Source organism: Roseibium sp. FZY0029 (assembly GCF_036350355.1).
Classification (GTDB): Bacteria; Pseudomonadota; Alphaproteobacteria; order Rhizobiales; family Stappiaceae; genus Roseibium.
Genome location: NZ_JAZDVZ010000008.1, coordinates 115,210 through 139,475, shown reverse-complemented (window position 1 = coordinate 139,475; position 24,266 = coordinate 115,210). Strand labels below are relative to the sequence as shown.

20 protein-coding genes are annotated in these 24,266 nt (G+C 59.0%); 15 read left to right on the top strand and 5 right to left on the bottom strand.

Going from position 1 to position 24,266, the window contains the following annotated elements; translation table 11 throughout:
• Nucleotides 1-317 precede the first annotated feature (317 nt).
• Together V1T76_RS21850 and V1T76_RS21845 are read left to right on the top strand one after the other, a co-directional pair.
• Nucleotides 318-1,427, top strand: coding sequence for a hypothetical protein (locus tag V1T76_RS21850; RefSeq protein ID WP_330562805.1), 1,110 nt, complete (start codon nucleotides 318-320; stop codon nucleotides 1,425-1,427).
• A gap of 222 nt (nucleotides 1,428-1,649) precedes the next feature.
• Entirely contained in the window at nucleotides 1,650-4,145 is a 2,496-nt protein-coding gene (locus tag V1T76_RS21845; RefSeq protein WP_330562804.1) for a DNA translocase FtsK, read from the top strand.
• A gap of 72 nt (nucleotides 4,146-4,217) precedes the next feature.
• Here V1T76_RS21845 and V1T76_RS21840 read toward each other — a convergent pair whose 3' ends face one another.
• Nucleotides 4,218-4,676, bottom strand: coding sequence for a MarR family winged helix-turn-helix transcriptional regulator (locus V1T76_RS21840; RefSeq protein ID WP_330562803.1), 459 nt, complete (start codon nucleotides 4,674-4,676; stop codon nucleotides 4,218-4,220).
• Nucleotides 4,677-4,798: 122 nt separating this feature from the next.
• On the opposite strand from V1T76_RS21840, the gene V1T76_RS21835 reads away from it, so the two are divergent.
• The 8 genes from V1T76_RS21835 to V1T76_RS21800 are packed head-to-tail and all read left to right on the top strand — an operon-like array spanning nucleotide 4,799 to nucleotide 13,072.
• Entirely contained in the window at nucleotides 4,799-5,731 is a 933-nt protein-coding gene (locus V1T76_RS21835) for a PDR/VanB family oxidoreductase (protein ID WP_330562802.1), read from the top strand.
• Between the two features lie 27 nt (nucleotides 5,732-5,758).
• Nucleotides 5,759-7,069, top strand: a complete 1,311-nt coding sequence (locus V1T76_RS21830) for an aromatic ring-hydroxylating dioxygenase subunit alpha (RefSeq protein WP_330562801.1) — start codon at nucleotides 5,759-5,761, stop codon at nucleotides 7,067-7,069.
• Entirely contained in the window at nucleotides 7,069-7,542 is a 474-nt protein-coding gene (locus V1T76_RS21825; protein ID WP_330562800.1) for an aromatic-ring-hydroxylating dioxygenase subunit beta, read from the top strand. The genes V1T76_RS21830 and V1T76_RS21825 overlap by 1 nt, the downstream gene beginning before the upstream one ends.
• Nucleotides 7,539-9,152, top strand: coding sequence for an AMP-binding protein (locus V1T76_RS21820; protein ID WP_330562799.1), 1,614 nt, complete (start codon nucleotides 7,539-7,541; stop codon nucleotides 9,150-9,152). The genes V1T76_RS21825 and V1T76_RS21820 overlap by 4 nt, the downstream gene beginning before the upstream one ends.
• Complete coding sequence (locus tag V1T76_RS21815) at nucleotides 9,152-10,327, top strand: thiolase family protein (RefSeq protein WP_330562798.1); 1,176 nt, start codon at nucleotides 9,152-9,154, stop codon at nucleotides 10,325-10,327. Before V1T76_RS21820 ends, V1T76_RS21815 begins: the two co-directional genes overlap by 1 nt.
• Nucleotides 10,324-11,580, top strand: coding sequence for an SDR family NAD(P)-dependent oxidoreductase (locus V1T76_RS21810; RefSeq protein WP_330562797.1), 1,257 nt, complete (start codon nucleotides 10,324-10,326; stop codon nucleotides 11,578-11,580). The genes V1T76_RS21815 and V1T76_RS21810 overlap by 4 nt, the downstream gene beginning before the upstream one ends.
• Entirely contained in the window at nucleotides 11,577-12,350 is a 774-nt protein-coding gene (locus tag V1T76_RS21805) for a cyclase family protein (protein WP_330562796.1), read from the top strand. The genes V1T76_RS21810 and V1T76_RS21805 overlap by 4 nt, the downstream gene beginning before the upstream one ends.
• Nucleotides 12,347-13,072, top strand: a complete 726-nt coding sequence (locus V1T76_RS21800) for an SDR family NAD(P)-dependent oxidoreductase (RefSeq protein WP_330562795.1) — start codon at nucleotides 12,347-12,349, stop codon at nucleotides 13,070-13,072. The genes V1T76_RS21805 and V1T76_RS21800 overlap by 4 nt, the downstream gene beginning before the upstream one ends.
• Before the next feature lie 61 nt (nucleotides 13,073-13,133).
• Here V1T76_RS21800 and V1T76_RS21795 read toward each other — a convergent pair whose 3' ends face one another.
• Nucleotides 13,134-13,562 (bottom strand): acyl-CoA thioesterase, encoded by a 429-nt coding sequence (locus V1T76_RS21795; RefSeq protein ID WP_157140044.1) that lies wholly within the window; start codon nucleotides 13,560-13,562, stop codon nucleotides 13,134-13,136.
• 380 nt (nucleotides 13,563-13,942) lie between these two features.
• Between V1T76_RS21795 and V1T76_RS21790 the strand changes: the two genes are divergently transcribed.
• From V1T76_RS21790 to V1T76_RS21770, 5 genes are all read left to right on the top strand, one after another.
• A complete protein-coding gene (locus V1T76_RS21790; protein ID WP_330562794.1) occupies nucleotides 13,943-14,959 on the top strand; it encodes a TRAP transporter substrate-binding protein in 1,017 nt (338 codons plus the stop codon).
• A gap of 53 nt (nucleotides 14,960-15,012) precedes the next feature.
• Nucleotides 15,013-15,510, top strand: a complete 498-nt coding sequence (locus V1T76_RS21785; RefSeq protein ID WP_330562793.1) for a TRAP transporter small permease — start codon at nucleotides 15,013-15,015, stop codon at nucleotides 15,508-15,510.
• Nucleotides 15,503-16,816, top strand: coding sequence for a TRAP transporter large permease (locus V1T76_RS21780; protein ID WP_330562792.1), 1,314 nt, complete (start codon nucleotides 15,503-15,505; stop codon nucleotides 16,814-16,816). The genes V1T76_RS21785 and V1T76_RS21780 overlap by 8 nt, the downstream gene beginning before the upstream one ends.
• Nucleotides 16,817-16,929: 113 nt before the next feature.
• Complete coding sequence (locus tag V1T76_RS21775; RefSeq protein WP_330562791.1) at nucleotides 16,930-19,278, top strand: cytochrome P450/oxidoreductase; 2,349 nt, start codon at nucleotides 16,930-16,932, stop codon at nucleotides 19,276-19,278.
• Nucleotides 19,279-19,706: 428 nt separating this feature from the next.
• Nucleotides 19,707-21,179 (top strand): methyl-accepting chemotaxis protein, encoded by a 1,473-nt coding sequence (locus tag V1T76_RS21770; RefSeq protein WP_330562790.1) that lies wholly within the window; start codon nucleotides 19,707-19,709, stop codon nucleotides 21,177-21,179.
• A gap of 159 nt (nucleotides 21,180-21,338) precedes the next feature.
• On the opposite strand, the gene V1T76_RS21765 is transcribed toward V1T76_RS21770, so the two are convergent.
• The 3 genes from V1T76_RS21765 to V1T76_RS21755 are packed head-to-tail and all read right to left on the bottom strand — an operon-like array spanning nucleotide 21,339 to nucleotide 24,258.
• Entirely contained in the window at nucleotides 21,339-22,859 is a 1,521-nt protein-coding gene (locus tag V1T76_RS21765; RefSeq protein WP_330562789.1) for a tripartite tricarboxylate transporter permease, read from the bottom strand.
• A 14-nt stretch (nucleotides 22,860-22,873) separates the two neighbouring features.
• Entirely contained in the window at nucleotides 22,874-23,311 is a 438-nt protein-coding gene (locus V1T76_RS21760) for a tripartite tricarboxylate transporter TctB family protein (RefSeq protein ID WP_330562788.1), read from the bottom strand.
• Entirely contained in the window at nucleotides 23,308-24,258 is a 951-nt protein-coding gene (locus V1T76_RS21755; protein ID WP_330562787.1) for a tripartite tricarboxylate transporter substrate binding protein, read from the bottom strand. The genes V1T76_RS21760 and V1T76_RS21755 overlap by 4 nt, the downstream gene beginning before the upstream one ends.
• Nucleotides 24,259-24,266 lie beyond the last annotated feature (8 nt).

Below are 24,266 nucleotides of genomic sequence, written 5' to 3'. Positions count from 1 at the left end.
GACGAAGGTGCTTGCAGTGATAGCTCATCAAGTCGGCAATTTGACCCTAAGACGGCCGACGTGCTGGCGCTGCCATATGATGAGCAGCTGAGCATCCCGAACCACTCGGTTGGGCGCAGGGCACTCCAGATCAGGGTTGTTGAAACTCGTTTTTCCTACCCTGTTTTTCCGGTCACGTTTTGGAAAAACGATCTCTTTTTTAAAAAGACACGGCCCGAGGGATTCGCGTCTTGCCCTGATTTTTCAGGTTCTCTTTAATGAGGACGTTGTTTTGTGTTTTGACTGTTGTTCAGGGCCTGAAGGTTCAGGGAAGCGAAATGAAGACATCTTTGGGGCGGTTTGCTGCCGCACACAGTTGGCGGGCGGCAATGCTCGCGGGTATTGCCTGTCTTGCACTGATTTCAGGTGCTGCTCTTGCAGAAAGCATGACATTCGAAAACGTGTGCAAGGGCAACAACGCGGCAAGCTGTTATGTGCGGGCTGAAGGGCAGATTACCGAGGAAACACCTGCGCAGTTTTCCAGCTATCTCGAAAACGAGCATTCCGACGGCAACAAGGTCCTGCTGCACAGTCCCGGCGGCAGTCTGATTGCCGGGCTAAAGCTGGGTGAACTGATCCGCGCCAGGGGGATGGAAACCGAAATCGGCATCTGGAAACCAGACGGTGCATTCGGCGAGACCGCTGATGGCGGCTACTGTATGAGCGCCTGTTCCTATGCGTTTCTGGGCGGCGAAGTCAGGCGTATTCCCGCCGGCAATCGTCTGGGGTTTCACCAGTTCTTCTTGTCCGGAGAGAGGACCGGTCAGGTGTCGTCGAGCCAGGTGGATCAGGCCCTGATGTCTGCGCAGGAACTGTCCAGCCGGATCGTGCGTTACCTGCTGGAAATGGGGATTGATGCCCGAATTTTCGTTCTTGGAACAGGGGCGAAGCCAGACGACATGTTTGTCCCCGACGCGGCACAGCTTGAGGAATTTGCCCTTGTCACACCGGAGGGGTTCGGAGCTTTTTTTCTGGAGCCCTACAAACAGGGCCTTGTGGCGGCAAGCAAACGCAAGAGCGCCACGCGCCTTTACGATCTCGCCAGCCAGTTCTCCAGCTACTGCCGCAACAACAAGCCCTATGTGCTGATTACGACCGATGGCGGCATTCTGAACCCGGATGACCTGCCGGAAACCAGAATCAACATGTATTCAAAGGGCCGCGGCATCACGGCGACGGCGACGAAGGACCTCCTGAGGGTCGTCGGCGATCGCAGCGTCGAGGTGGAAATCAACGACAAGGTCGTAGACTTGTTGTCGGCGTCCGAGCGCATCGAGTTCAACATGTTTCTTGGAATGGCGTCCGGCGGTGAAGTGCGCGGAGCTATTGATCTGAGCGACATGGACCGCAAGATCATTGCCGCCAGCTTCCGTTTTTGCATCGGCTAGACAGGCGCAGCCCGGCAAAAACTCTCAACATATAAAAGCGGCACCTATAACGCTGATCTCAAGGCACTTTTCTTTGGATTTCCGCCGAAAAGTGCCTGTCAAGCGAGCAGGCAGAAAGGGCTTTCAACACACGAAGGACACGGTTTGGATAGAGACTGTTAACCTAAATTTCCTACATCTCTCTCAAAGGCGTTCAACCCGAAACATTAGTCTTCTTTGTCCATGCGTATTTCCCGGAAGAATTTCTCAATTTCGAATTCGAACGATGCCGGCCAGCCTGCTCCCGACGATGAAACCAATCGGGAAGCTCAGGGTGGACCTCTGCTCGGACAAAGCGGCCCCCTGGAACATGAGCGGGCCGCAGAGGCGCGCCGGATGCCGCACGTTACCGGCAATCCGCAACAGACGGCAGCAGACTCAAACCGGGCAATAGACACATCTTCGGACGAGTCCTGCCAGAGTTACTTCTATCTCGCGCCCAACGTCCGGTTCACCCGGACGCCGGACCGTGGCGCGAAACAGCGGTCCGTTCCAGCGGAAAATACGAGCGAAGTCACGACCCCTGATGTGGTTTCACCGGTCGAGGCAGCCCCTCTGACGCAGCCTCCCGTGCCCGCACCAGCGCCTTCCCAAGCTATCACGCCGGCTCTGCCGGTCGCGCACATGCGCGGTCCCGCCACTGATGGCCGACCGGTGGACGTGCAAGCTGTCGCCAACGATACCGGGTCCGGTGTGGCCCCTCTTGGCTTCCTGTCCGATCACGCCTTCTTTGAATTCATGTCTGACGATGCCCTTGCCCCGCAGGCGAGCACCGCGGCACCGGTTCCGAAAGCCGCAGAACCGGTGCGCACCGTCAGGACAGTTTACGAGGAGGTTCCCGTTACCGGACAAGCTGCCCGGCCCGCGGAAGGCATCGTGTCTCTTTACAGGGTCGTCGAATGCAACGGGTCCGCACCGCCCGCTGCAGAGCCTGTGTCTGACGGACAGTTTGCGGCTAAGCCATCAAGTCCGGCAACACAGCCAGCAGGCCAGAGGCCGGAAGCGGTTTCCGTCGCCGAGAGCACCAACCCTGCACCTGCTCCATCGAAGGTGCAGGTCTCGATGCCGAGCCCCACATCCCGGTCCCTGTCCTCCAGCACGCACGCTCTTCCGCCAATTGGCGCAAGATCTGGGCAGCAATCGATGTTCGGCAGCTACGAATTTCCGTCGGGCGATCTTCTGCAACTGCCTCAGGATGGCCCAGGCTTCCAGATGACGCAGGAGCAGCTGGAACGGAACGCAGGGCTCTTGGAAAGCGTTCTGGAAGACTTCAAGGTGCGCGGCGAGATCATTCACGTCCGGCCCGGCCCTGTTGTCACCCTATACGAGTTCGAGCCGGCTCCGGGCATCAAGTCCTCGCGCATCGTCAACCTGGCCGATGACATCGCCCGCTCCATGTCGGCCATCTCGGCACGCGTTGCAGTCGTCCCCGGCCGCAATGTCATCGGGATCGAGCTGCCGAACACGGAACGCGAAACCGTCTACTTCCGCGAGATGATCGATTCCAACAGTTTCCGTGCCACCAATTGCAAGCTCGCACTGAGCCTCGGCAAGACAATCGGCGGTGAGCCCGTTGTCGCCGATCTGGCAAAGATGCCGCATCTGCTGGTGGCCGGCACGACCGGCTCGGGCAAGTCGGTTGCCATCAACACCATGATCCTGTCGCTGCTCTACCGCCTGAAGCCGGAAGAATGCCGATTGATCATGGTGGATCCGAAGATGCTGGAACTCTCGATCTACGATGACATTCCGCACCTTCTGACACCGGTCGTTACCGATCCTAAAAAAGCCGTGACGGCGCTCAAATGGGCCGTCCGTGAAATGGAAGACCGTTATCGCAAGATGGCGCGCCTCGGTGTGCGCAACATCAACGGCTTCAACCAGCGGGCTGCTGTTGCTAGTCAGAAGGGTGAGCCGGTTGTCGTGACTGTTCAGACCGGGTTCGACCGGGATACGGGAGAGCCGCTCTACGAGCAGCAGGAGATGGATCTCGCTCCGATGCCCTATATCGTCATCATCGTTGACGAGATGGCCGACCTGATGATGGTCGCCGGCAAGGAGATCGAAGGCGCGATCCAGCGGCTGGCGCAGATGGCCCGCGCCGCAGGCATCCATCTGATCATGGCAACGCAGCGCCCGTCGGTGGATGTCATCACCGGCACGATCAAGGCGAACTTTCCGACGCGGATATCCTTCCAGGTGACCTCGAAGATCGACAGCCGCACGATCCTGGGTGAACAAGGCGCAGAGCAATTGCTGGGCATGGGCGACATGCTGCACATGTCCGGTGGTGGCCGCATCAACCGTGTCCACGGAGCTTTTGTCTCGGATGAGGAAGTCGAGCAGGTTGTCGCTCATCTGAAGAGCCAGGGCCGTCCCGCCTATCTCGAAACCGTGACTGCGGAAGAAGAGGAAGAGCTGGAAGAAGACGAAGCTGTCTTCGACAAGGGGGCGATCGCTTCCGAAGACGGTGATGACCTCTACGACAAGGCGGTGAAGATCGTTCTACGCGACAAGCGCTGTTCGACCTCCTACATCCAGCGCCGTCTCGGCATTGGCTACAACCGAGCTGCCACCCTGGTGGAGAAAATGGAAAACGAAGGCCTGGTGGGTGCGCCCAACCACGTCGGCAAGCGCGAAATTCTGGCAACAAAAAAAGAGCCGCCTTCCGAAGAATAGGAAGCCCGGCTCGCTTGCCGGTATGGGCTCAAGGTGTCGGTTCAAGGTGTCAGGCAAACTTCCGCCTGGCACCTACTCCTTGGTGCTGTTCCAGCTATTGAGGGACGCCAGCAGGCGTTCCAAGGACGGCTTGATCCGGTCCGCATCCGCCTGGTTCAACGCCGAGAGCAGGGTTCTTTCGTGCTCCATTGCCTCTTCGACCACGTCTGAGCTCAGTTTCTGCCCTGTATCGGTCAGATGGACGCGAACACGGCGGCCGTCGCCCTCGTCGTTTTTTCGAACGACCAGCCCGCGTTTTTCCATCTGGTCGACAATACGCGTCATTCTGGATTGTTCCATCAGCGAGTATCGCGCCAGCTGCGTGATCATCAGTCCGTCCTGATCGTAAAGGCAGGCGAGGACGCGCCATTCCGGAACTCGCAGGCCCAACTCACGGACACGGATATGAAACTGGTGGCTGGCCGCTTCGCTCGACGCCGCCAGCAGGTACAGCAGATAAGAAGAAACGAATTTTCCCGGCGTCTGGGTCAAAACCCTCCCCCCAATTATGTACCTCTTTTGAAGGTGTCCTTTAGCCCGGACCGATCGGGAAAAAAAGAGGCTTGACTCATATTATATGAAATTTCATATTTTTTACAGGAGGAGGCATTGCGGTGAAACTTGTTCTTGAAAATGTGGAACCGGAAACCGATCAGATCCGGGTTTTCAGGTTTCGGGCGGAAGCAGGCGGGCCATTGCCCGGCTATGAACCCGGTGCGCATGTCAAATTCGATCTCGGCCCCCTGGGGGAACGCGAGTATTCGCTGATCGACTGGCCGGAACCAGATGAGCTCTACGCCGTTGCGGTACAGCGGGAAGACGGTGGCCAGGGCGGTTCCAAGGCGATGCACACCTTGAGTGTCGGCCAGGCGATCTCCGCAAGCGAGCCCAAGAACGACTTTCCGCTTGCAGAAGACGCGGCCCACGCCCTGCTTCTGGCAGGCGGCATAGGCATCACGCCGCTGATCTCCATGGCAACGCGCTTGAAAGCGACAGATCGGTCCTTCGAGCTGCATTATTCTGCCCGCACGGCAGCCCGGATGGGGTTTGCCGATAAGCTGAAAGCAGCCTTTGGCGATAGCGCCCGCTTTTATTTTGACGACACGGATCCCCTCGATCTGGTTGCACTGATGAAAGCGCAGCCGTCCGGGACACATCTTTATGTCTGTGGTCCCAAGGGAATGATCGATGCCGCACGCACGGCCGCAGCCGATGCGGGGCTTCCGGAAGACGCCATTCATGTTGAACTCTTCAGTGCACCGCAGGCGCAATCAGGTGACGCGGCATTCGAAGTGGAGGTTAAAAGCACGGGACAGGTTGTGACCGTTGCCCCGGACCAGACCATCATCCAGGCACTGGAGGATGCCGGCCTCGACCTGGTGTACGACTGTCAGCGCGGCGACTGCGGCATTTGTCAGACGGATGTGATCAGCGGCACGCCGGATCACCGCGATGTCGTGCTGTCGGATGCCGAGAAGGCATCGGGAAAGGTCATGCAGATTTGTGTCAGCCGTGCGAAATCCGCGCGGCTTGTCCTCGACCTATGAGGTTTCGCATTCCAGGGAGGAGCCAGCATGCGAACGGCCAGCCAGATCGCCGCTCTGTTTACAGGGCCGCAGGTCCATCGGGACGTCTACACGAGCCCGGAAATCTACAAGCTGGAAATGCAGCACCTGTTCGCAAACACATGGGTGTTTGTCGGTCATGAAAGCCAGACCCCGAACAAGGGCGACTATTTCACCACGCAGATCGGCGACCAGCCGGTCATCCAGGTGCGCCACTCGGATGGCGAGATCTACGTTCTTTACAATCGTTGCCCGCACAAGGGCACGAAGATCGCCATCGACAGGGAAGGCAACACGGGCAAGTTCTTCCGTTGTCCCTATCACGCCTGGTCGTTCAAGACCGATGGCTGCCTGCTCGCGATCCCCTTGAAGAAAGGCTACGAGGACACCGGCTTCGAAACCACGGAGAATGCAAAGGGCATGACACCCGTCGGCGCGGTGCGGAACTATCGCGGGTTTGTTTTCGCGCGTCAGGCCGCAGAGGGCATTGGTTTTGAAGATTACTTCGGCAACAGCCTCAGCTCCATCGACAACATGGTCGACCGCTCCCCGGAAGGACGGCTTGAGATCGCCGGTCCGCCGCTGCGTTACATGCACAAGTGCAATTGGAAGATGCTGGTCGAAAACCAGACCGACACTTGCCACCCGATGGTCGCGCATGAAAGCTCCGCCGGAACCGCGGTGAACATCTGGAAGGAGATGGGCAATCCGGAGCCGCGCCCGCCCGCGATGGAAATCATCGCGCCTTTCATGTCGCCCTACGAGTTTTTTGAGAACATGGGCATCCGCACCTGGCCGAATGGTCACGGGCATACGGGCGTGCATCACTCGATCCATTCCGACTATTCCGCGATCCCTGGCTATTTCGAGGCCTTGAGCGAAACCCTCGGCGAGGAGCGCGCGAAGGAAATTCTAGGCGAGAACCGGCACAATACGGTCTATTTCCCGAACATCATGATCAAGGGCCCTATCCAGCAATTGCGGAACTTCATTCCGCTGGGGCCCGACAAGACGCTGGTCGAAAGCTACATCTACCGGCTGGTCGGAGCGCCGGACGAACTCCTGGCACGCACGGCCATGTACAACCGGATGATCAACGCCCCGACGTCGATGGTCGGGCACGACGATCTGGAGATGTACGAGCGCGCCCAGGAAGGCCTCATGTCGAACGGCATGGAATGGGTGAACATTCAGCGCCTGAGAACCGACGAGGAAGACTTCACCGAGGAAGTCGTGGAAAACGGCACCACGGAACGGCAGATGCGCAACCAGTTCGATGCCTGGGTGAAATTCATGACAGCGACGATGGAGAAGGCGTGATGGCGGTTTCCAGAGAAGAGGTCATCGACTTCATCTATGACGAAGCAAGAATGCTGGACGAGGGGCGCTACAGCGAATGGCTGGCGCTGTGGCTGGAGGACGGCCACTACTGGATGCCGCTCGACTACAAGCAGACCGATCCGCATCTCGTGACTTCCCTGCTCTATGAAGACATGTTCATGCTGCGCTTGCGTGTGGAACGGTTGAACGGGGCCAGAACCTTCAGCCAGAAGCCCAAGAGCCGCTGTCACCACGTCATCCAGCGGCCCTTCATCGACGAGATGGACGGGGACCGGATCATCACCAATACATCCATGCATTATGTCGAAACGCGCCTGGACGAGCAGTTCCTGCTGGCGCTGACGGCAACGCACGAACTGAAAGTGGTCGATAGCGAGATCAGGATCGCCAACAAGCGGGTCGACATCCTCAATTGCGACGCCGCCTTCGGCAATATTCAGTTGCTGCCATGACAGCCATGACAGTTGAAACAGTTTATGAGGCCTTCGCTGCAACGGCGGAGAAATATCCGGACCGGCCGTTTCTGAACGTTCTGCCCGGCACTGCAGACATCTACGGCATACCGCCCGGCGAGTTGACATATGGCACCGCGCGCCAAGAGGTCGACACGCTCGCACGGGATCTCGCGGAGGCCGGCTATGGTGCGGGCATGCGCGTTGCCCTGCTTCTGGAGAACCGGCCAACGTTCTTCCTTCACTGGCTCGCGGTGAACCGGATCGGAGGGTCAGTGGTTCCGATCAACCCGGATCTGAGGGCCGCGGAGCTGGAATATCTCATCGGTCATTCCGAACCGGCGCTGATCGTTTCGATTGCGGACCGCAAGACGGAGCTTGAGACCGCTGTCGCCGCTGCCGGGATCGACGCGGCTGTGATTGCTCCCGGAGAGCCGATCCCTCGACCACGGGATGAAGCGGTGACCGCCCGACCGCTGGAGGGCGAGGCCCGCGAGGCCGCCATCCTCTACACCTCGGGCACCACCGGCAAACCGAAGGGCTGCGTGCTGCCAAATACCTATTTCCTGCTCGCAGGACGCTGGTATGCCGGTGTCGGCGGACTGGCGACGCTGACGGAAGACGGTGAGCGCATGATCACGCCCCTGCCCGTCTTTCACATGAACGCCATGGCCTATTCCTTTATGGCCATGGTCACGGTCGGCGGCTGTCTTACCGTTCTGGATCGCTTCCATCCACGTGCGTGGTGGCAGGATGTTGCCGCGTCCCGGGCAACCTGCCTGCATTACCTGGGCGTGATGCCGTCCATGCTGATGGGCTTTGACCCCTCCCCTTCGGATCGCGCGCATCAGGTACGCTTCGGCTTTGGCGCGGGCGTGGACCCGAAGCTGCAGATCGCCTTCGAGGACCGTTTCGGCTTTCCGCTGGTGGAAGCCTGGGCGATGACAGAGACCGGCGCTGGCGCCGTGATTGCCGCCTCTGGCGAAGATCGGCTGGTGGCCCAGGCAAGCATCGGCAAGCCGAGCAAGGGCGTGGACTGCCGGATTGTTGACGAGAATGGCGAGGAGGCAGTTCAAGGTGAATTGCTGGTGCGCCATGCGGGCCCGGATCCGCGCTACGGCTTCTTTTCGGAATACTACAAGGACGCGGACGCGACGGATGAGGCCTGGAAAGACGGCTGGTTCCACACCGGCGACATCGTGCGCAAGGGTGCCAACGGCAACCTGTTTTTCGTCGACCGCAAGAAAAACGTCATCCGGCGGTCGGGCGAAAACATCGCCGCCGTGGAGGTGGAATCCATCCTGATGCGTCATCCCGACATCGAGGCCGCAGGTATTGCTCCCGTTCCCGACCCTGTGCGCGGCGACGAGGTGTTTGCCTGCCTGAAGGTGAAAAACCCGAGCCGAGACAAGGCACAGGCGATCACACGCTGGTGTCTGGAGCAGATGGCCTATTACAAGGCTCCCGGCTACATCGCCTTTGTCGACAAGCTGCCGTTGACGCCGACACAGAAGATCCAGCGAGCGGCCTTGAAGGATTTGGCCCTGCAGCTTCTGGACCATCCCGATACAGTCTTCACCGGTCACATGAAGAAACGGCAGGCCAGTTGATGGGAAAACGACAGAGCTATGAGGGTGTCGCGGTCACTGCGCCGGTTTCAGTGCCCTATCAGCGTTATTCCATCGAGACAGCCCATTGGTGGATCGCAAGCGCGCTGCGCGGATCCCTTCAGGCAGCAGGGGTCAGACCGGCGGAGATCGACGGGTTTTCGGTCGCCAGTTTCACCCTGTTTCCGGATACGGCAGTCGGGCTGACCCAGCATCTGGGCCTGTGCCCCAGGTGGCTGGACAATATTCCGATGGGCGGCGCCAGTGGCGTGATCGCCCTGCGCCGCGCCGCGCGTGCGGTCCAGGCGGGCGATGCCGACATCGTCGCCTGCGTTGCCGGCGACACCAATCACATCGACAGCTTCAGAAACTTGCTGTCGAGCTTTTCCCGCTTCGCCCAGGACGCCTCCTACCCCTACGGTTTTGGCGGCCCCAATGCCAATTTCGCGCTGCTGACTGACAGATACATGCACGAATATGGCGCAACACGGGAGGATTTCGGCAGGATCTGCGTGGCACAACGCACCAACGCCCTGCACAATCCGAACGCGTTGATGAAGTCGCCGCTGACGCTCGAACAGTATCTTCACGCCCGCCCGATCGCCGATCCGATTGCGCTGTTCGACTGTGTCATGCCCTGCGCCGGGTCCGAGTGTTTCCTTGTCATGTCGGTTGAAGAGGCCGAGCGGCGGAACCTGCCCTACGCGGTGATCGGCGGCACGATCGAGCGTCACAACGCCCATGCAGAAGATCCCGTGCAGTTGCGCGGGGGCTGGACGCTCGACGTGGAAGAACTTTACGCCATGGCGGACTGCACGCCGGACGACATCGATCTCCTGCAGACCTACGACGATTACCCCGTGATTTCGATGATGCAGATCGAGGATCTCGGTTTCTGCGACAAGGGCAGCGCCCCCGATTTCGTCAGGAACCGAGACCTGACGATTACCGGAGATTTTCCGCACAACACGTCCGGCGGACAATTGTCTGCCGGTCAGGCTGGCGCTGCGGGCGGGTTCATCGGTCTTGTGGAATCCCTTCGCCAGGTTCTGGGCAATGCTGGCGGCACGCAGGTGGCAGATGCGACGACCGCGATGGTGTCCGGCTTCGGCATGATCAATTACGACCGCGGTGTCTGTACGAGCGCGGCCATTGTCAAAACAGGGAGCCCGGCATGAGCACACCGCTTCCCCCTCCCCTCAAGAAAGATCCGCAGAAGCGCACGCAGTCTCCGCTACGTCCCCCGGAGCCCCGCTCCCGTGCTGCCCTCGGTCTGACCGCGGCAGCAGCGGAGGGCCGCTTCGCGCTGCAGGTCTGTGAGGACTGCGGCACGGTGCAGTATCCGCCACGGGACGTTTGTGGCAACTGCCTGTCAGCCGCGCTCAATTGGCAGGACGTCTCGCCGGCGGGCACGCTGCTGGCAGAGACGCGGATCCGCACGTCGATCAATCTCTACTTCCGGGAACGCACGCCCTGGCGCATGGGGTCGGTTCAACTGGAGGCCGGTCCCGTGGTGCTGTGCCATGTACATGGCGACTGCGAGCGCGGTGGGGCAGTCACCCTTCTCAACCGTCTGGACGCGTCGGGCCAGGGCGTTTTGCTGGCAGTGCCAAAGGACAGGACAAGCAATATGGAAGACGATCCGCAAATGCGTGCCCTTTCAGCCGACCCGAAGCACAGGCGCATCCTGATCACGGACCTGCGAAACCCGAACACGCCAGCTCTTGTAACCGCGCTTCTTGAAGCGGGAGCCTCAACCATCTTTGTCGGCGAGGCCGAAAGCTGGCGCCCGCATGCCAACCGCGATCTGATTTCCGGGTTGGAAAAGGTCAGCGTACTGCCGCTCGATGTCACTGACACGGCCTCAGTGCAGCGATTGGCCGGGGAGATTGGCGGCAAGACGGACATTCTGGTCAACAATGCCCGGTTCCTCAGGCCGGGCGGCGTTCTGGCAAGAGGCGACACCGCCTTTGCGCGCGAGGAAATGGAGACCAACTATCTCGGCCTTATGCGCCTTGCCCAGGCTTTTGGACCGAGTATGTGCGCCCGCACCAACGATGGCGTCAATTCGGCGGTGGCCTGGGTGAATGTCCTTTCCGTCTTTGCCCTGTCCAACACTCCGGATTTCGGCTGTTTTTCCGCCTCCAACGCGGCTGCCTATTCGCTGTGTCAGTCCCTGCGCGGTGAATTCCGGTCATCGGGCTTGCGTGTGATGACCGTCTTCACCGGGCCGGATGACGACGACTGGACCCAACCGGTGCCGCCACCCAAGGTCACGTCAAAGGCGTTGGCAAAGGCAGTCGTCACGGGGCTGCAGCAAGGCCTTGAAGATGTGTGGTGCGGCGACGTTGCCATGGAGATCCGCGAGCGTTGGCGGCGGGACCCGAAAGTGCTGGAACGTGAACTCACGCAAGTGGGAGAAGGCGCATGAGCAGTCTGAACCAGCTGGTCTCCGACCTTGCCTCCGGAACTGTGAGGATAGTCGATCTGACCCACACGCTTGATCCGGACTTTCCGGTAATTGTTCTGCCGCCTGAATTCGGTCAGTGCGCACGTTTCCGGATGGAGGAAATCAGCGCCTATGACCACCGTGGTCCGGCATGGAAATGGCACAATATTTCCATGAGCGAGCACACAGGCACCCATTTTGATGCGCCCTCGCACTGGATTTCCGGCAAGGACGTGCCGAACGGCTCGGTTGACGAGATCCCGGTAGAGGCCTTTGTCGGTCCCGTGGTGGTAATCGATTGTTCGAAGGGCGCCGCAGAGAACGACGATTTCGAACTGACGCCGGAGATCATCGCGGGCTGGGAAAGTGCGCATGGCCGCATTCCGGAAGATGCCTGGGTGCTGATGCGTACCGACTGGTCCAAGCGTAGAGGCGCCGAGTATCTTAACATGCGCGCGGACGGGCCACATTCGCCCGGACCAACGCCAGAGGCCATCCGCTTCCTGATCGAGGAGCGGAACATCCGCGGTTTCGGCACAGAGACGGTCGGAACGGATGCAGGCCAGGGCGCACATTACGTTCCGCCCTACCCCGCTCACTACTTTCTCCATGGCGCAGGAAAATACGGCCTGCAATGTCTGGCCAATCTGGATCAGCTGCCCGCGACAGGCGCCGTGCTGATTGCAGCTCCCCTTAAAATCAAGAATGGAACCGGTAGCCCGCTTCGGGTTCTGGCGATGGTGACGGAATGAGTGAGTTTACGGCAGTCGTTACCGGCGGCAACAAGGGGATCGGTGCGGATCTGGCCGAGCGGCTTCTCGGGCGCGGCTACAGGGTGGTGTCCGTTGCGAGATCCGCCCCGGAAAAGTCTCACCCGAACCTGCACTCGGTAGAAGCCGACCTGCTTGATGCGGATGCCGTTGCAGCCGCCGCCCGCACCATTGCGACGGAGTTCGAAGTCACCCACCTCATCCATAACGCCGGCCTGATCTGGCCCAACCTCGTTGAAGATGCCAAGCCCGAGGACATCACCGGACTTGCGCAGTTGCACCTGGGATCGGCGTTGACGCTTCTGCAGGCCGCCCTGCCGAACATGAAGGCCCGCCAGTTCGGCCGTGTCATGTTCAACGCCTCCAGGGCAGCGCTCGGTGCGCCGACACGTACGGCCTACAGCGCCAGCAAAGCCGGCATGATCGGCATGGCCCGCACCTGGGCCCTGGAGCTTGCCCCTCACGGCATCACCGTCAATGTGGTCGCCCCCGGACCGATCCTGACCGACAATTTCTGGGGCATCGTCGAAAAGGACAGCCCGCAACAGGAAGCCCTTGCCAAGCGCATTCCGGTCGGTCGCATCGGCAACGTGCGCGACGTAACAAATGCCTTCCTGTTTTTCTGCGATCCGGAAAACAGCTTCGTGACCGGACAGACGTTATACGTCTGCGGCGGTGCGAGTGTCGGAACCCTGACGATCTAGCGCGGGTCGCGATTGACGGGAAACAACTTGCAACGCGATTTGCTCTGAAGCGTCTGTACGCTCAGCTATCGTTTTGATCTTGCGGCATGCAGGCCAGCAGGGCTGCCTTCACGTCGTCCGGCCAGGGGATGGAGCAATGCTTGTCGAGATCGCTGGCCGCCAGCACCTGGGTGCTAGACCAGCGCTTTTCGCCCTTGCAGCTAATCTCGTGATGCATGGTGACTGACGACCGCCCGACCCGCTGCACGGTTACCTCGAATTCCAGCTCTTCGCCGAAAAACGAAGGGCTTGAGAAGTCGCTGGAAAGATGGACGGTGGGCGTGCCCCAACGTTCCTCCCAGATGATCTTGTGCCATGGATAGCCGAGTTTCAGCCAGAATTCCTCGTTCACACCATTGAGAATGTTCAGATACGACGGGAAATAGGCTGTCCCGGAGATATCGCAGTCTCCGAAGTTGAGCATGCGGGTGGTTTTGAATGGAACGTCCAAGTTGCCTGTCTCCCTGCGTGTGGCCAGCCTGCCTCACAAGGGCGGCCGGACTGTAATTTATTTGATTTTGCACATATCGCAGACAGGCTTCAACACAGGTCTCATCCTCGAAACGGGACCTCCATGCACAAGCCAGTCTGATCCAAGGTTATGAAGTCACTGCAATTCATTGATTTCTTGTAACAAACCGGAACCATGCCACGATTCCTTCATCCAAAAAATCTGATTGTATACTTTTCATTCATTCTATCTTTGATTGCAAAAAATACATGCAGTTTCATATTTATTGACAAGACATGCTCATCAATGAAAGTATTCGTAACGGTCTCGGCATGCGGAGGAGCCTAGCCAGACAGACGCATCATTCAAGGGAGAGGAAGATGAAGTCGCTTTTCAGGATTGTTGGCGCTGCCGCAGTTTCACTGAGCCTCAGCGTTTCGGCGCTTTCGGCAGAAACCGTTCTCAAGATTTCAAGCTGGCTGCCGCCAACCCATAGCGTGAATACCGGCATTTTTGCCAATCTGATCACCATGATGGAAGAAGCCACAGGCGGCGAAGTCTCGGGTGAGCTGGTCTTTGGTCTCGCCCCGCCGCCAGCCCAGATGGATCTGGTTCTCGATGGTGCCGCAGACATGGCGATCATCTTCCACGGGTATCAACCGGGCCGTTTCGTCGGGACGAAGCTGATCGAACTGCCGGGGTATGAAGGCAACGCGGAAGCTGCATCCGTCGCCTATTGGCGCGTCTATGAAAAATACCTCGCCGACCTGAACGAGCATCGCGGCGTCAAGGTCATTTCGCTCAACACCCATGGCCCCGGTCAGATCCATTCCAGCAAGGAAGTCAGCAGTCTTGCAGACATGAACGGCCTGAAGACGCGTATCGGCGGCGGTGTTGCCGGTGACGTTGGGTCGGCCCTCGGTCTGATCGGCATCAACGTTCCGGCTCCGAAGGTTTATGAAACACTGGAATCGGGTGCAGCAGATGCCGTTGCGATGAACGTCGGCGAGCGTGTCGGCTTCAAGCTGAACGAAGTGGCCAAGTATCTTTATGACATGCCGGGCGGTCTCTATCGCGGCTCCTTTGCCGTGATCATGAGCCAGGAAAAATTCGACAGCCTGCCGGAAGATGTCCAGAAGGCCTTGGACGAGCAAGTGTTTGGTGAGCCCGCCAGCCGGATGGCAGGTGCGTCCTGGGACGAGTCTGACACCATTGCCTATGAAGCGACCAAGAACGCAGAAGGCACGAAAATCACGCCTGCGAGCGACGATGACATCGCCAAGTTCAAGGAAATCAGTAAGGAAGTCACGGACAAGGTTCTGGCCGAATTGCAGGAAGCCGGGGTGGACGCGAAAGCCGCTTACGACATGGTCAAGAAGGAAATGGCCGGAAACTAACGAGACCGGGCGGTCTGGTTTGTCCGGACCGCCCGTAGCTGAAGGATCTGGACGTGTCCCGTCTTCTCAAGTTTGCGGCAAGTCTGCCGGCACTGCTTGCCTCGCTTGCGTTGTTCATCCTCATGGTCATGACGTTTTGCGACGTGGTACTCCGGTCGGTATTCAATGCGCCGATCGAAGTTGCCGCCGACATGACGCGCCTGCTCATGGCAATCATGGTTTTCTCCGTTCTGCCGGTCGTCTCCGCAAAGGATGGCCATATCTGCGTCGACCTGACGGATGGCATGTTCAAGCGGGCCGGACTGACCCGCTGGCGCAATGCCTTTACCGATCTCTTTTGCGGCCTGATGCTGATCCTGCCGGCCATGCGTGTGTTTGATCTGGCCGAGCGGAGCCGCTCTTACGGCGACGTCATGGAATATCTGCGTCTGCCCCTGCACTATGTCGGATGGTTCATTGCCATCGTCACGGCAATTACCGCCGCAGTCCTGATCATTCGCGGGCTCGGCCATATTTTTGCACCGAAATTGATGGGCCCCCGGCATGCTTGAAGGACTTCTCGGATTCGCAGCGGTTCTCACACTTGTCCTGCTGCGCGTTCCCATCGCCTTTGCCATGGGCTTTGTGGGCATGATCGGCTTCATGATTGAATCGGGCTACCGCGCCTCGATTTCCATGACCGCCCGCCTGATCATCGATACCAGTCAGGACTACGGCCTTTCAGTCGTGCCGCTGTTCATCCTCATGGGCCTGTTCGTCAACAAGGCCGGGATCAGCCGCGAGCTTTACGCCGCCTCCAATGCCTTCCTCGGTCACTTCCGGGGCGGACTGGCCATGGCGACCATCGTGGCCTGCGGCGGCTTTGCCGCCATTTCCGGGTCGTCCCTCGCAACCGCTGCCACCATGTCGAAGGTTGCCATGCCGGAAATGCGCCGGTTTGGCTATGCCGACAAATTGTCGACGGCCTCGATCGCCGCAGGAGGCACGCTCGGCATCCTGATCCCGCCCTCGGTGATCCTGGTCATTTATGGCCTTTTGACCGAAACCTCTATCGGCAAGCTGTTTGTCGCCGGCATCCTTCCCGGACTTCTGGGTGTCGTGCTCTATCTGGTTGCCGTCCAGTTCACCGTCTGGCGCGATCCGGAAGCCGGTCCGGCAGGTGAACGTGTCAACCTGAGCGGCAGACTGTCCGCCTTGAAGGAAGTCTGGGCCGTGCTGCTGCTGTTCTTCCTGGTGATCGGCGGGCTCTATGGTGTCTTCGACGTGCCGCCAATCAACCTGAGCTTCTCGCCGACGGAAGCCGCCGGCATGGGCGCCATGGGGGCTTTTCTGATTGCCCTTGCCCGCAGGCGCCTGTCCCTTGCCGATGCCCTCGAAGCCTTGCGTGAAACGGCCATGACCGCTGCCAGCCTGTTTGCTGTTCTGATCGGCGCCTGGATCTTCTCGAACTTCGTCAACATTGCAGGCCTGCCCACCGCACTCAGCGACATGGTGACCGCCTACAATCTGCCGCCGTGGATGGTTATGGGGTTGATCCTGTTGATCTACATTGCGCTCGGCTGCGTCTTCGAAAGCCTGTCGATGCTGCTGTTGACCGTGCCGATCTTCTTTCCGGTCGTGACCGGGCTTGGCTATGATCCGATATGGTTCGGCATTATCGTCGTCGTGGTGACGGAAATCAGCCTGATCACACCTCCGGTCGGCCTCAACGTCTTCGTGTTGCGGGCTGTGGTCGGCGATGTGCCGACGGCCACAATCTTCAAGGGTGTCACGCCGTTCTGGATGGTCGACATTCTTCGGCTGATCATCTTGCTGACGCTGCCGGGGCTTGTGCTCTTGCTGCCAAACCAGATGTAGGGCCAGATCCAACTGGCATCTGCCAGCAGCCTCTGGTTTCGAAGCTGACAACGATCGCGCAATCGGCGTATCTTTCGGTTTGCGCGAGCTAAAAATTTTCCTGGGAGGAGAAAATGGAACGCACTGCGCCCCCCGCAGACGTGCCGGCAGGCGGAGAATCTTCGGAAGGCAAAGGGGACACCCCGGCTGCTGCCGGAGCCCAGTGCCCGTTTTCAAGGATGGCCGCAGACTTCGATGCCTTCGCCGGCCCCTATCAGGCAGACCCGGCAGAGGCGCTACGCTGGTCGCGCGACCAGTTGCCCGTCTTCTACAGCCCCAAGCTCGGCTATTGGGTAGTCAGCCGCTATGACGACATCAAGGCTGTCTTTCGCGACAACATTCTTTTTTCGCCCCGCAACGCCCTGGAAAAAATCACGCCGGCAACACCGGAGGCCATGGAGGTTCTGAAAGGCTACGGCTATGCCATGAACCGAACCATGGTGAACGAGGACGAGCCTGCGCACATGGCACGGCGGCGCGCCCTGATGGGTCATTTCCTGCCGGACAATCTGGAAGCCAGGCAAGACATGGTGCGCCGGCTGACGCGCGAAAAAATCGACGCCTTCATCGACAGCGGCAGGGTCGATCTTGTCGAGGCCATGCTCTACGAAGTTCCGTTGAACGTTGCCCTGCATTTTCTCGGCGTGCCGGAAGACGACATTGCCGTCCTGAAAAACTTCTCGGTCGCGCACTCGGTCAACACCTGGGGCAAGCCCACCGACGAGCAACAGGTCGCCATCGCACATGACGTCGGACAGTTCTGGAACTATGCGGGCAAGATCATCGAAAAGATGCGCAAGGAGCCGGACGGAACCGGCTGGATGCATGAAACGATCCGCAAGAATGCGGAAATGCCTGATGTCGTGCCGGACAGCTACGTGCATTCAATGATGATGGCGATCATCGTTGCCGCCCATGAAACGACATCGCTGGCCTCGGCGGGAATGTTCAAGACAGTGCTCACCCACAGGCAGGCCTGGCAGGACATCTGCGAGGACCCGAGTCTCATCCCGAATGCGGTGGAAGAATGCCTGCGCTATTCAGGCTCCATCGTTGCCTGGCGGCGGCAGGCGACGGCGGCGACCAGTATTGGCGGCGTGGACATCCCTGAAGGGGCGAAGCTGCTCATCGTTCAAGCGTCCGGCAATCAGGATGAACGGTACTTCGAAGATGGTGACAAGTTCGACATCTACCGCGACAACGCCGTCGACCATCTGACGTTCGGTTATGGCAGCCACCAGTGCATGGGCAAGAACATCGCCCGCATGGAAATGCGGATCTTCCTTGAAGAGATGACCCGCCGGTTGCCGCATCTACAGTTGGCGGAACAGGAATTCACCTACCTCTCCAACACCTCCTTCCGAGGTCCCGATCATGTCTGGGTCGAGTGGGATCCGGCAAGGAACCCCGAGAGGGCGAATCCATCGATTGCCAACGGGAAGCATCATTTCCCGGTCGGAGCGCCTGCACGCCGTGACATCGCGCGCAAGATCCGCATCAAGAATGTCCGCCGGGAAGCTGACGGTATCTTCGGGCTGACGATTGAAGACGCCAAGGGGCGTGCCCTGCCGCGCTGGAGCGCCGGGGCTCATATCGAAGTGTGCGTGGACGGCTTTGACCGCAAATATTCGCTGTGCGGCAGAGCCGATAGCCGGGACTACGATATCGCCGTGCTTCTGGAAGAAGACGGTCGGGGCGGGTCGCGCCGTATTCACGAAGTTGCCGCAGAGGGGCTGGAACTGCGCCTTCGCGGCCCGAGCAACCTCTTTCGGCTCGACGAACAGGCCAAATCATACGTCCTGATTGCCGGAGGCATCGGCATCACGCCGATCCTCGCGATGGCAGACCGTCTCAAGGCATTAGGACGGGATTATGCGATCCATTACTGCGGGCGATCTCGCCGAAACATGGCGTTTCTGGATCGGTTGCTGGCCGACCACGGTGAGCGGCTTTCGGTTCATGCCGGAGACGAAAACCGGCGCGCCGAGTTGTCAGCCATTGTCGGCAGCTTGCCGGAAGGCGGGCAGATCTATGCCTGCGGGCCGGAACGCATGATTTCAGAACTGGAAGATCTCACCGCCAAGCTTCCGGACGGGACGCTGCATTTCGAGCATTTCTCGGCGCAGGAGACCGCACTCGACCCGTCGAAGGAAAACGCCTTCCAGGTTGAACTGAAGGACTCCGGCCTGACGCTAGACGTCGCCGCCAATGCTACGCTGCTCGATACGCTTCTTGCTTCAGGTATCGACATCTCCTGCGATTGCCGCGAGGGCCTTTGCGGCAGTTGCGAGGTCGAGGTTCTCGAAGGAGAGGTCGATCATCGCGACGTGGTGCTGACACGCACCGAACGTGCGGAAAACCGGCGCATGATGTCCTGCTGTTCGCGTTCGGTGAAGGGTGGAAAGCTCAAGCTGGCGCTCTAAATCCGGACGATCCAGGAACATGCTGGCACCTCCGCCCCGGCTAAGGGGTTTGAAGGCCGTGAAGAACATTGCAAATTTGGTAAGTGCCAGGACAGCCGCGTTCTAACAGACTCGCTTTCCACTCTCTGACATCAGAATTTTCAAGGTAACGAGCGATGCAAGATATGTTCAGCGAAACGCGACACGCTCCAACCGCCGGACGCGCCAACACAACCCATTTAAGCCATATCACCAAAAATACCACCATTGGTAATTACCTGACGTTCAGCCAAATCCATTTTTATTGTCAATTCCTGCAGGAAACACCCATTTTTACGTTCATCGTGTAAAATAAACAAAGCTCTTTTACGGAAATTTACGTATGGTCAGTTTTTTAATACATGACTGGCAAAATATAAATTATAGATTCGGCTTTATGGAGCTTGGGGATGTTTGGAAAAGCGCAAGGCGCACTTGTTGCTGCTGCCGTGGAAAAATTGACCGCCAATGTAATGATCGCCGATGGCGACTATAACATCACCTACATGAACTCGGCGGTACAGGAGCTTTTGCAGGAAGCTGAAGAAGAAATTCGGAAGCAATTTCCCGATTTTCGTGCAGATCAACTCCTCGGAAAGTCAATCGACATCTTCCACAAGAACCCTGCCCACCAGAGAAACATGCTCGACAGCCTGACCAAGACGCATCGAGCAACCATCAAGATTGGTCGGACGTATTTTGACCTCATCGCCAATCATGTCTGGTCGGGCAAGAAACGGATCGGCACTGTCGTCGAATGGGCCAACGCGGAAGAGCGGCTTCAAAACCTGGAATTCAAGGAAAAGCTGAATGCTATCGGACGGTCGCAGGCCGTTATCGAATTCGACATGGAAGGTACGGTTCTCCATGCAAACGAGAATTTCCTGAAAGCACTCGGCTACACGCTCAACGAGATTGCAGGCAAACACCACAGCCTGTTTATAGACCCGAAAGAGCGCGAAACGGCGGATTATCGTCGCTTCTGGGAGGATCTGAGAGCGGGACAATTCCAGTCGAACGAATTCAAGCGCATCGGGAAAGGCAATAAGGAAGTCTGGATCCAGGCAACCTACAATCCCATTTTTGATCCCGAGGGAAACCCTTACAAAGTCATCAAATTTGCCACCGACATAACCGAACAGGTTTTGGAGCGTCAGCGCCGACTTGTCCTGCAGGAACAAATCGACAAGGACCTTTCGGAGATCGCGATGGCGATTTCAAATGCGAAAGATCAGGCCACGAGCTCGGCCTCGGCTTCGGAAGAGACGTCCTCCAGTGTGCAAACCGTGGCCGCTGCCGCCGAGGAACTGGTTGCCTCGATCCAGGAAATCAGCCGTCAGGTGCAGACCGCTCTCGATGTATCAAGAGACGCCGCCAATGAAGCGCAGCGCTCCGGAGAAATCATGTCGGGGCTTTCCGAGAATGCCAAGACAATCGGCTCTGTCATTGAGTTGATCGATGGCATCGCCAGCCAGACCAATCTCCTGGCCCTGAACGCGACGATTGAAGCCGCACGCGCCGGTGAGGCAGGTAAGGGCTTTGCCGTGGTCGCCTCCGAGGTCAAGAACCTGGCCTCACAAACAAGCAAAGCGACCGAAGAAATATCCAGTCAGATCAATTCGATGCAGGACACGACCGGAAGTGCCGTGATTGCCATCGAAGCCATCATGGCGGTGATCACAAAGATCGGTGATATTGCCGCCAGCATCGCTTCTTCCGTGGAAGAACAAACAGCGGTCACCAACGACATTTCCGCCAATATGCAATCTGCGGCGCAAGGGGTTGAACATATCACCGCCAGCATGCAGTCGATTTCCTCGGCAACAGCTCAAATCGATGTCGCAACACAGAATGTCAGGGAAGCATCCCAGTCATTGATGTAACAAAAAGGCAAAACACCCGTCACAGGCGTGTTTTGCCTTGAAGTTTACCTTTGCCTGCTACGGGCAAGAGCTGAATGAATTGCGGCCCCCTCTGAACAAGGCCCGCAGTTCAGCAAAACAAGCCTGACAAGTGGCGTTGCACCACCTTCCGCGATGGGGCTAGTCCTGCCCGTCTCCGTCCAGCATTTCGCGTGCCGCTTTCCTGCGCCGGAAAAGCGCCGAGCCGATAGGCCACACGATAAGGCCGAGGGTGGCGATCGCGATGGTAGCTGATATCGGCCGCGTCACCAGGTCACTGAAGTCCCCCCGACTGATCAGAAGAGCGCGGCGGATGTTCTGCTCGGCCATCGGCCCCAGGATAAGGCCAAGCACGATCGGCGCGAGAGGCACTTCCATCTTTTCAAGGAAATAGCCGCAAGCGCCGGCTGCAAACATGATCCACAGATCAATGACACGGCCATTGATGACATAGACACCGACAGCCATCAGAACGAGAACGGTTGGAACGAGAAGCACCCCGGGTAGACGCTGAACCTGCGCGAAGACGCGCGTCGCCGCCGCGCCCCCGACGATGAGGATGATCAGCGACGTGAGCAGCATTTCGACCATGAACCCGCCAACCAGTTGGGGATTCTGGTGGAACAATTGTGGCCCCGGCTGCAAGCCGTGGATCAGAAGAGCTCCAAGCACGAGGGCTGCCACGACGTTGCCCGGAATACCGAGTGCAAGCGCAGGGATCATCGACGCCGCGTTGTCGGCGTTGTTGCCGCATTCAGCCGCAGCGACGCCCCTGGGATTGCCTTCGCCGAAGCTCTTCGGGTCGTCACTGGCGTTCTTCGTCGCATTGTAGCTCAAGAAAGCCGCCACGTTGCCGCCAGCACCCGGCAGAATGCCCACGCTGATGCCAATCAGAGACGAGCGGATCCAGGTCGGGATCAGCGATTTGACTTCACTCCAGGGAACCCGAACGTTGTCGAGCTTGAGATCGCTGGCCGACAGGCCGGACAGATCCGCCTTTTCGGCGAGCGAAAGAACAGGCGGTAGCGCATAGAGACCGACGAGGATCACGATCAGGTCCAGTCCGCTCAGCAGCCAGGTCTGGTCGAAGGTGTAGCGCGGCACGCCGGAAAGCTGGTCGAGGCCGACCGTCCCGAGCAGAAGGCCGAATACCGCGGCCATAAGGCCCTTCACCGCGTCGCTACCAACGAGAACGCCGACGGAGGCCATGCCGAAGACGGCTATCCAGAAATATTCGGCCGGACCGAAGGCGAGCGTGGCCCGGGCAAGCAGAGGTCCGACGGTGATCAGCGCAATGGCAGATGCCGTGCCGCCGATCGCGGAAGACCAGCAGGCGATCTTCAGCGCGCGTGCGGCTTCGCCCTTCTGCGCCATCGGGTAGCCGTCAAAGGTGGTCGCGATTGCAGCCGGTGTGCCGGGAATACGCAGCAGGATCGCGGGGATCGCGCCACCGTACATCGAGCCGTTATAGATACCGGCGACCATCGCAAGAGCAACCAGCGGATCCATGGAATAGGTCAACGGCAGCAGCAAGGCGATCGCCATCACGGGGTTCAATCCCGGCAGCGCGCCGATGAAGACACCGAGAATGGAAGAGCCGATCATGGCCAGGAACGGTCCCGTGGCCAGAACGCTGGAAAGTATAGATGCAATCATTTCCATGAGGGTTTCCAGACCTAGAACCGCATCCAGATTTCAGCGGGCAGCGGCTTTTCGAGCAATAGCGAGAAGACCGACCAGACGATGCCGATGAAGACGACTGTGACCACGCCCAGGTAGACTGGTTGCCGGAAGCCAAGCACAAGGGGCAAGGCGATCACGACCAGTGCCGACGTGGTGTAGAAGCCGAGAACGGGAACGAGTGCAAGGTAGAGCGCACCGCACACGAGCGTCAAAAGCATACGCGGCATATGCTCGGTAAGCGGCCTCGCATCGAGCCGCTTTTCCTTGAACGCTTTCAGAGAAACAAGGCCACCGAGCCCGGCCAGGACCAGTCCCAGCACCATCGGATATCCACCCGAGGCCCCGGGATAAGTGGCGGCTTTAAAAGCCGCCGCCGCCCCGATCACCGCAAAAACGGTGCCAAGCAGTATATCTTGCCGCTGCTCGGTCACTGCGAGAGACCGAGTTTTTTGGCTGCTTCCGCCAGACCATCGAATTCGGTCTGCAGCCGCGCCGTGAGTGCCTCTCCGGCAACGACGTTCGGAAGCTCGCCCTTGGTTGCAAGAAACGCGACATATTCCGGATCATTCACGGTTTTTTCCAATGCGGCGACGAGCCGATCGGCGATAGCCTGGTCAAGCCCGGCCGGTGCAAGGAACATACGCCACAGCAACGTTTCCTGAGCCCCCAGGCCAAGGCTTTCAAGACCGGCTGCCTGCGGGAGTGCCTCAACCGGGGCCGCCGACTTGACAATCAGGCATTTTGCCTCGCCGGATTCCACATAAGGGAGAACCGGAGAAATGGAACCGCCATAGATGTCGATATGACCGCCGAGGAAGTTCTGCAGCGTTTCACCGGCTCCGCCAAAGGGAATGGCCACGGCCTTGATGTCACGCTGCTGGAAGATACGTTCTGCGGCGAGCTGCATGGTGCCGCCGATGCCGTCGTTTCCATAGGTGTATTTGTCCGGATTGGCTGCCAGTTCATCCAGGAACTGCGTGCCGTTTTCCGCCGGAAAATCCGGTTTGACACACATCGTGTATGCGGTTTCCGAAGTTGACGCGATGGGCGTGAAACTGTCGAGACCATAGGCGGTCTTCTGGACCTGCGGCACCGTGGTGATCGGGCTGTTCCAGGTTGCCAGCAGCGAGTAGCCGTCGGGTTTAGCCTGCATGAACTGCGTCACGCCAACCGAGCCGCCGCCACCGGCGACGTTCAGGATCGCCAGCGAGGCGCCGAGTTCCTTTTCGAGCAGGATCGCCAGCTTGCGGGCACTGGTGTCGGTGCCGCCACCGGCCGGCGCGGGCACGGTAACCTCAATGGCGCGTTCAGGATATTCCGCCAGTGCCGGCGCAGAGACCAGCGGCAACAGGGCGATGCCGACAAGAAATTTTTTCAACGTTTTTC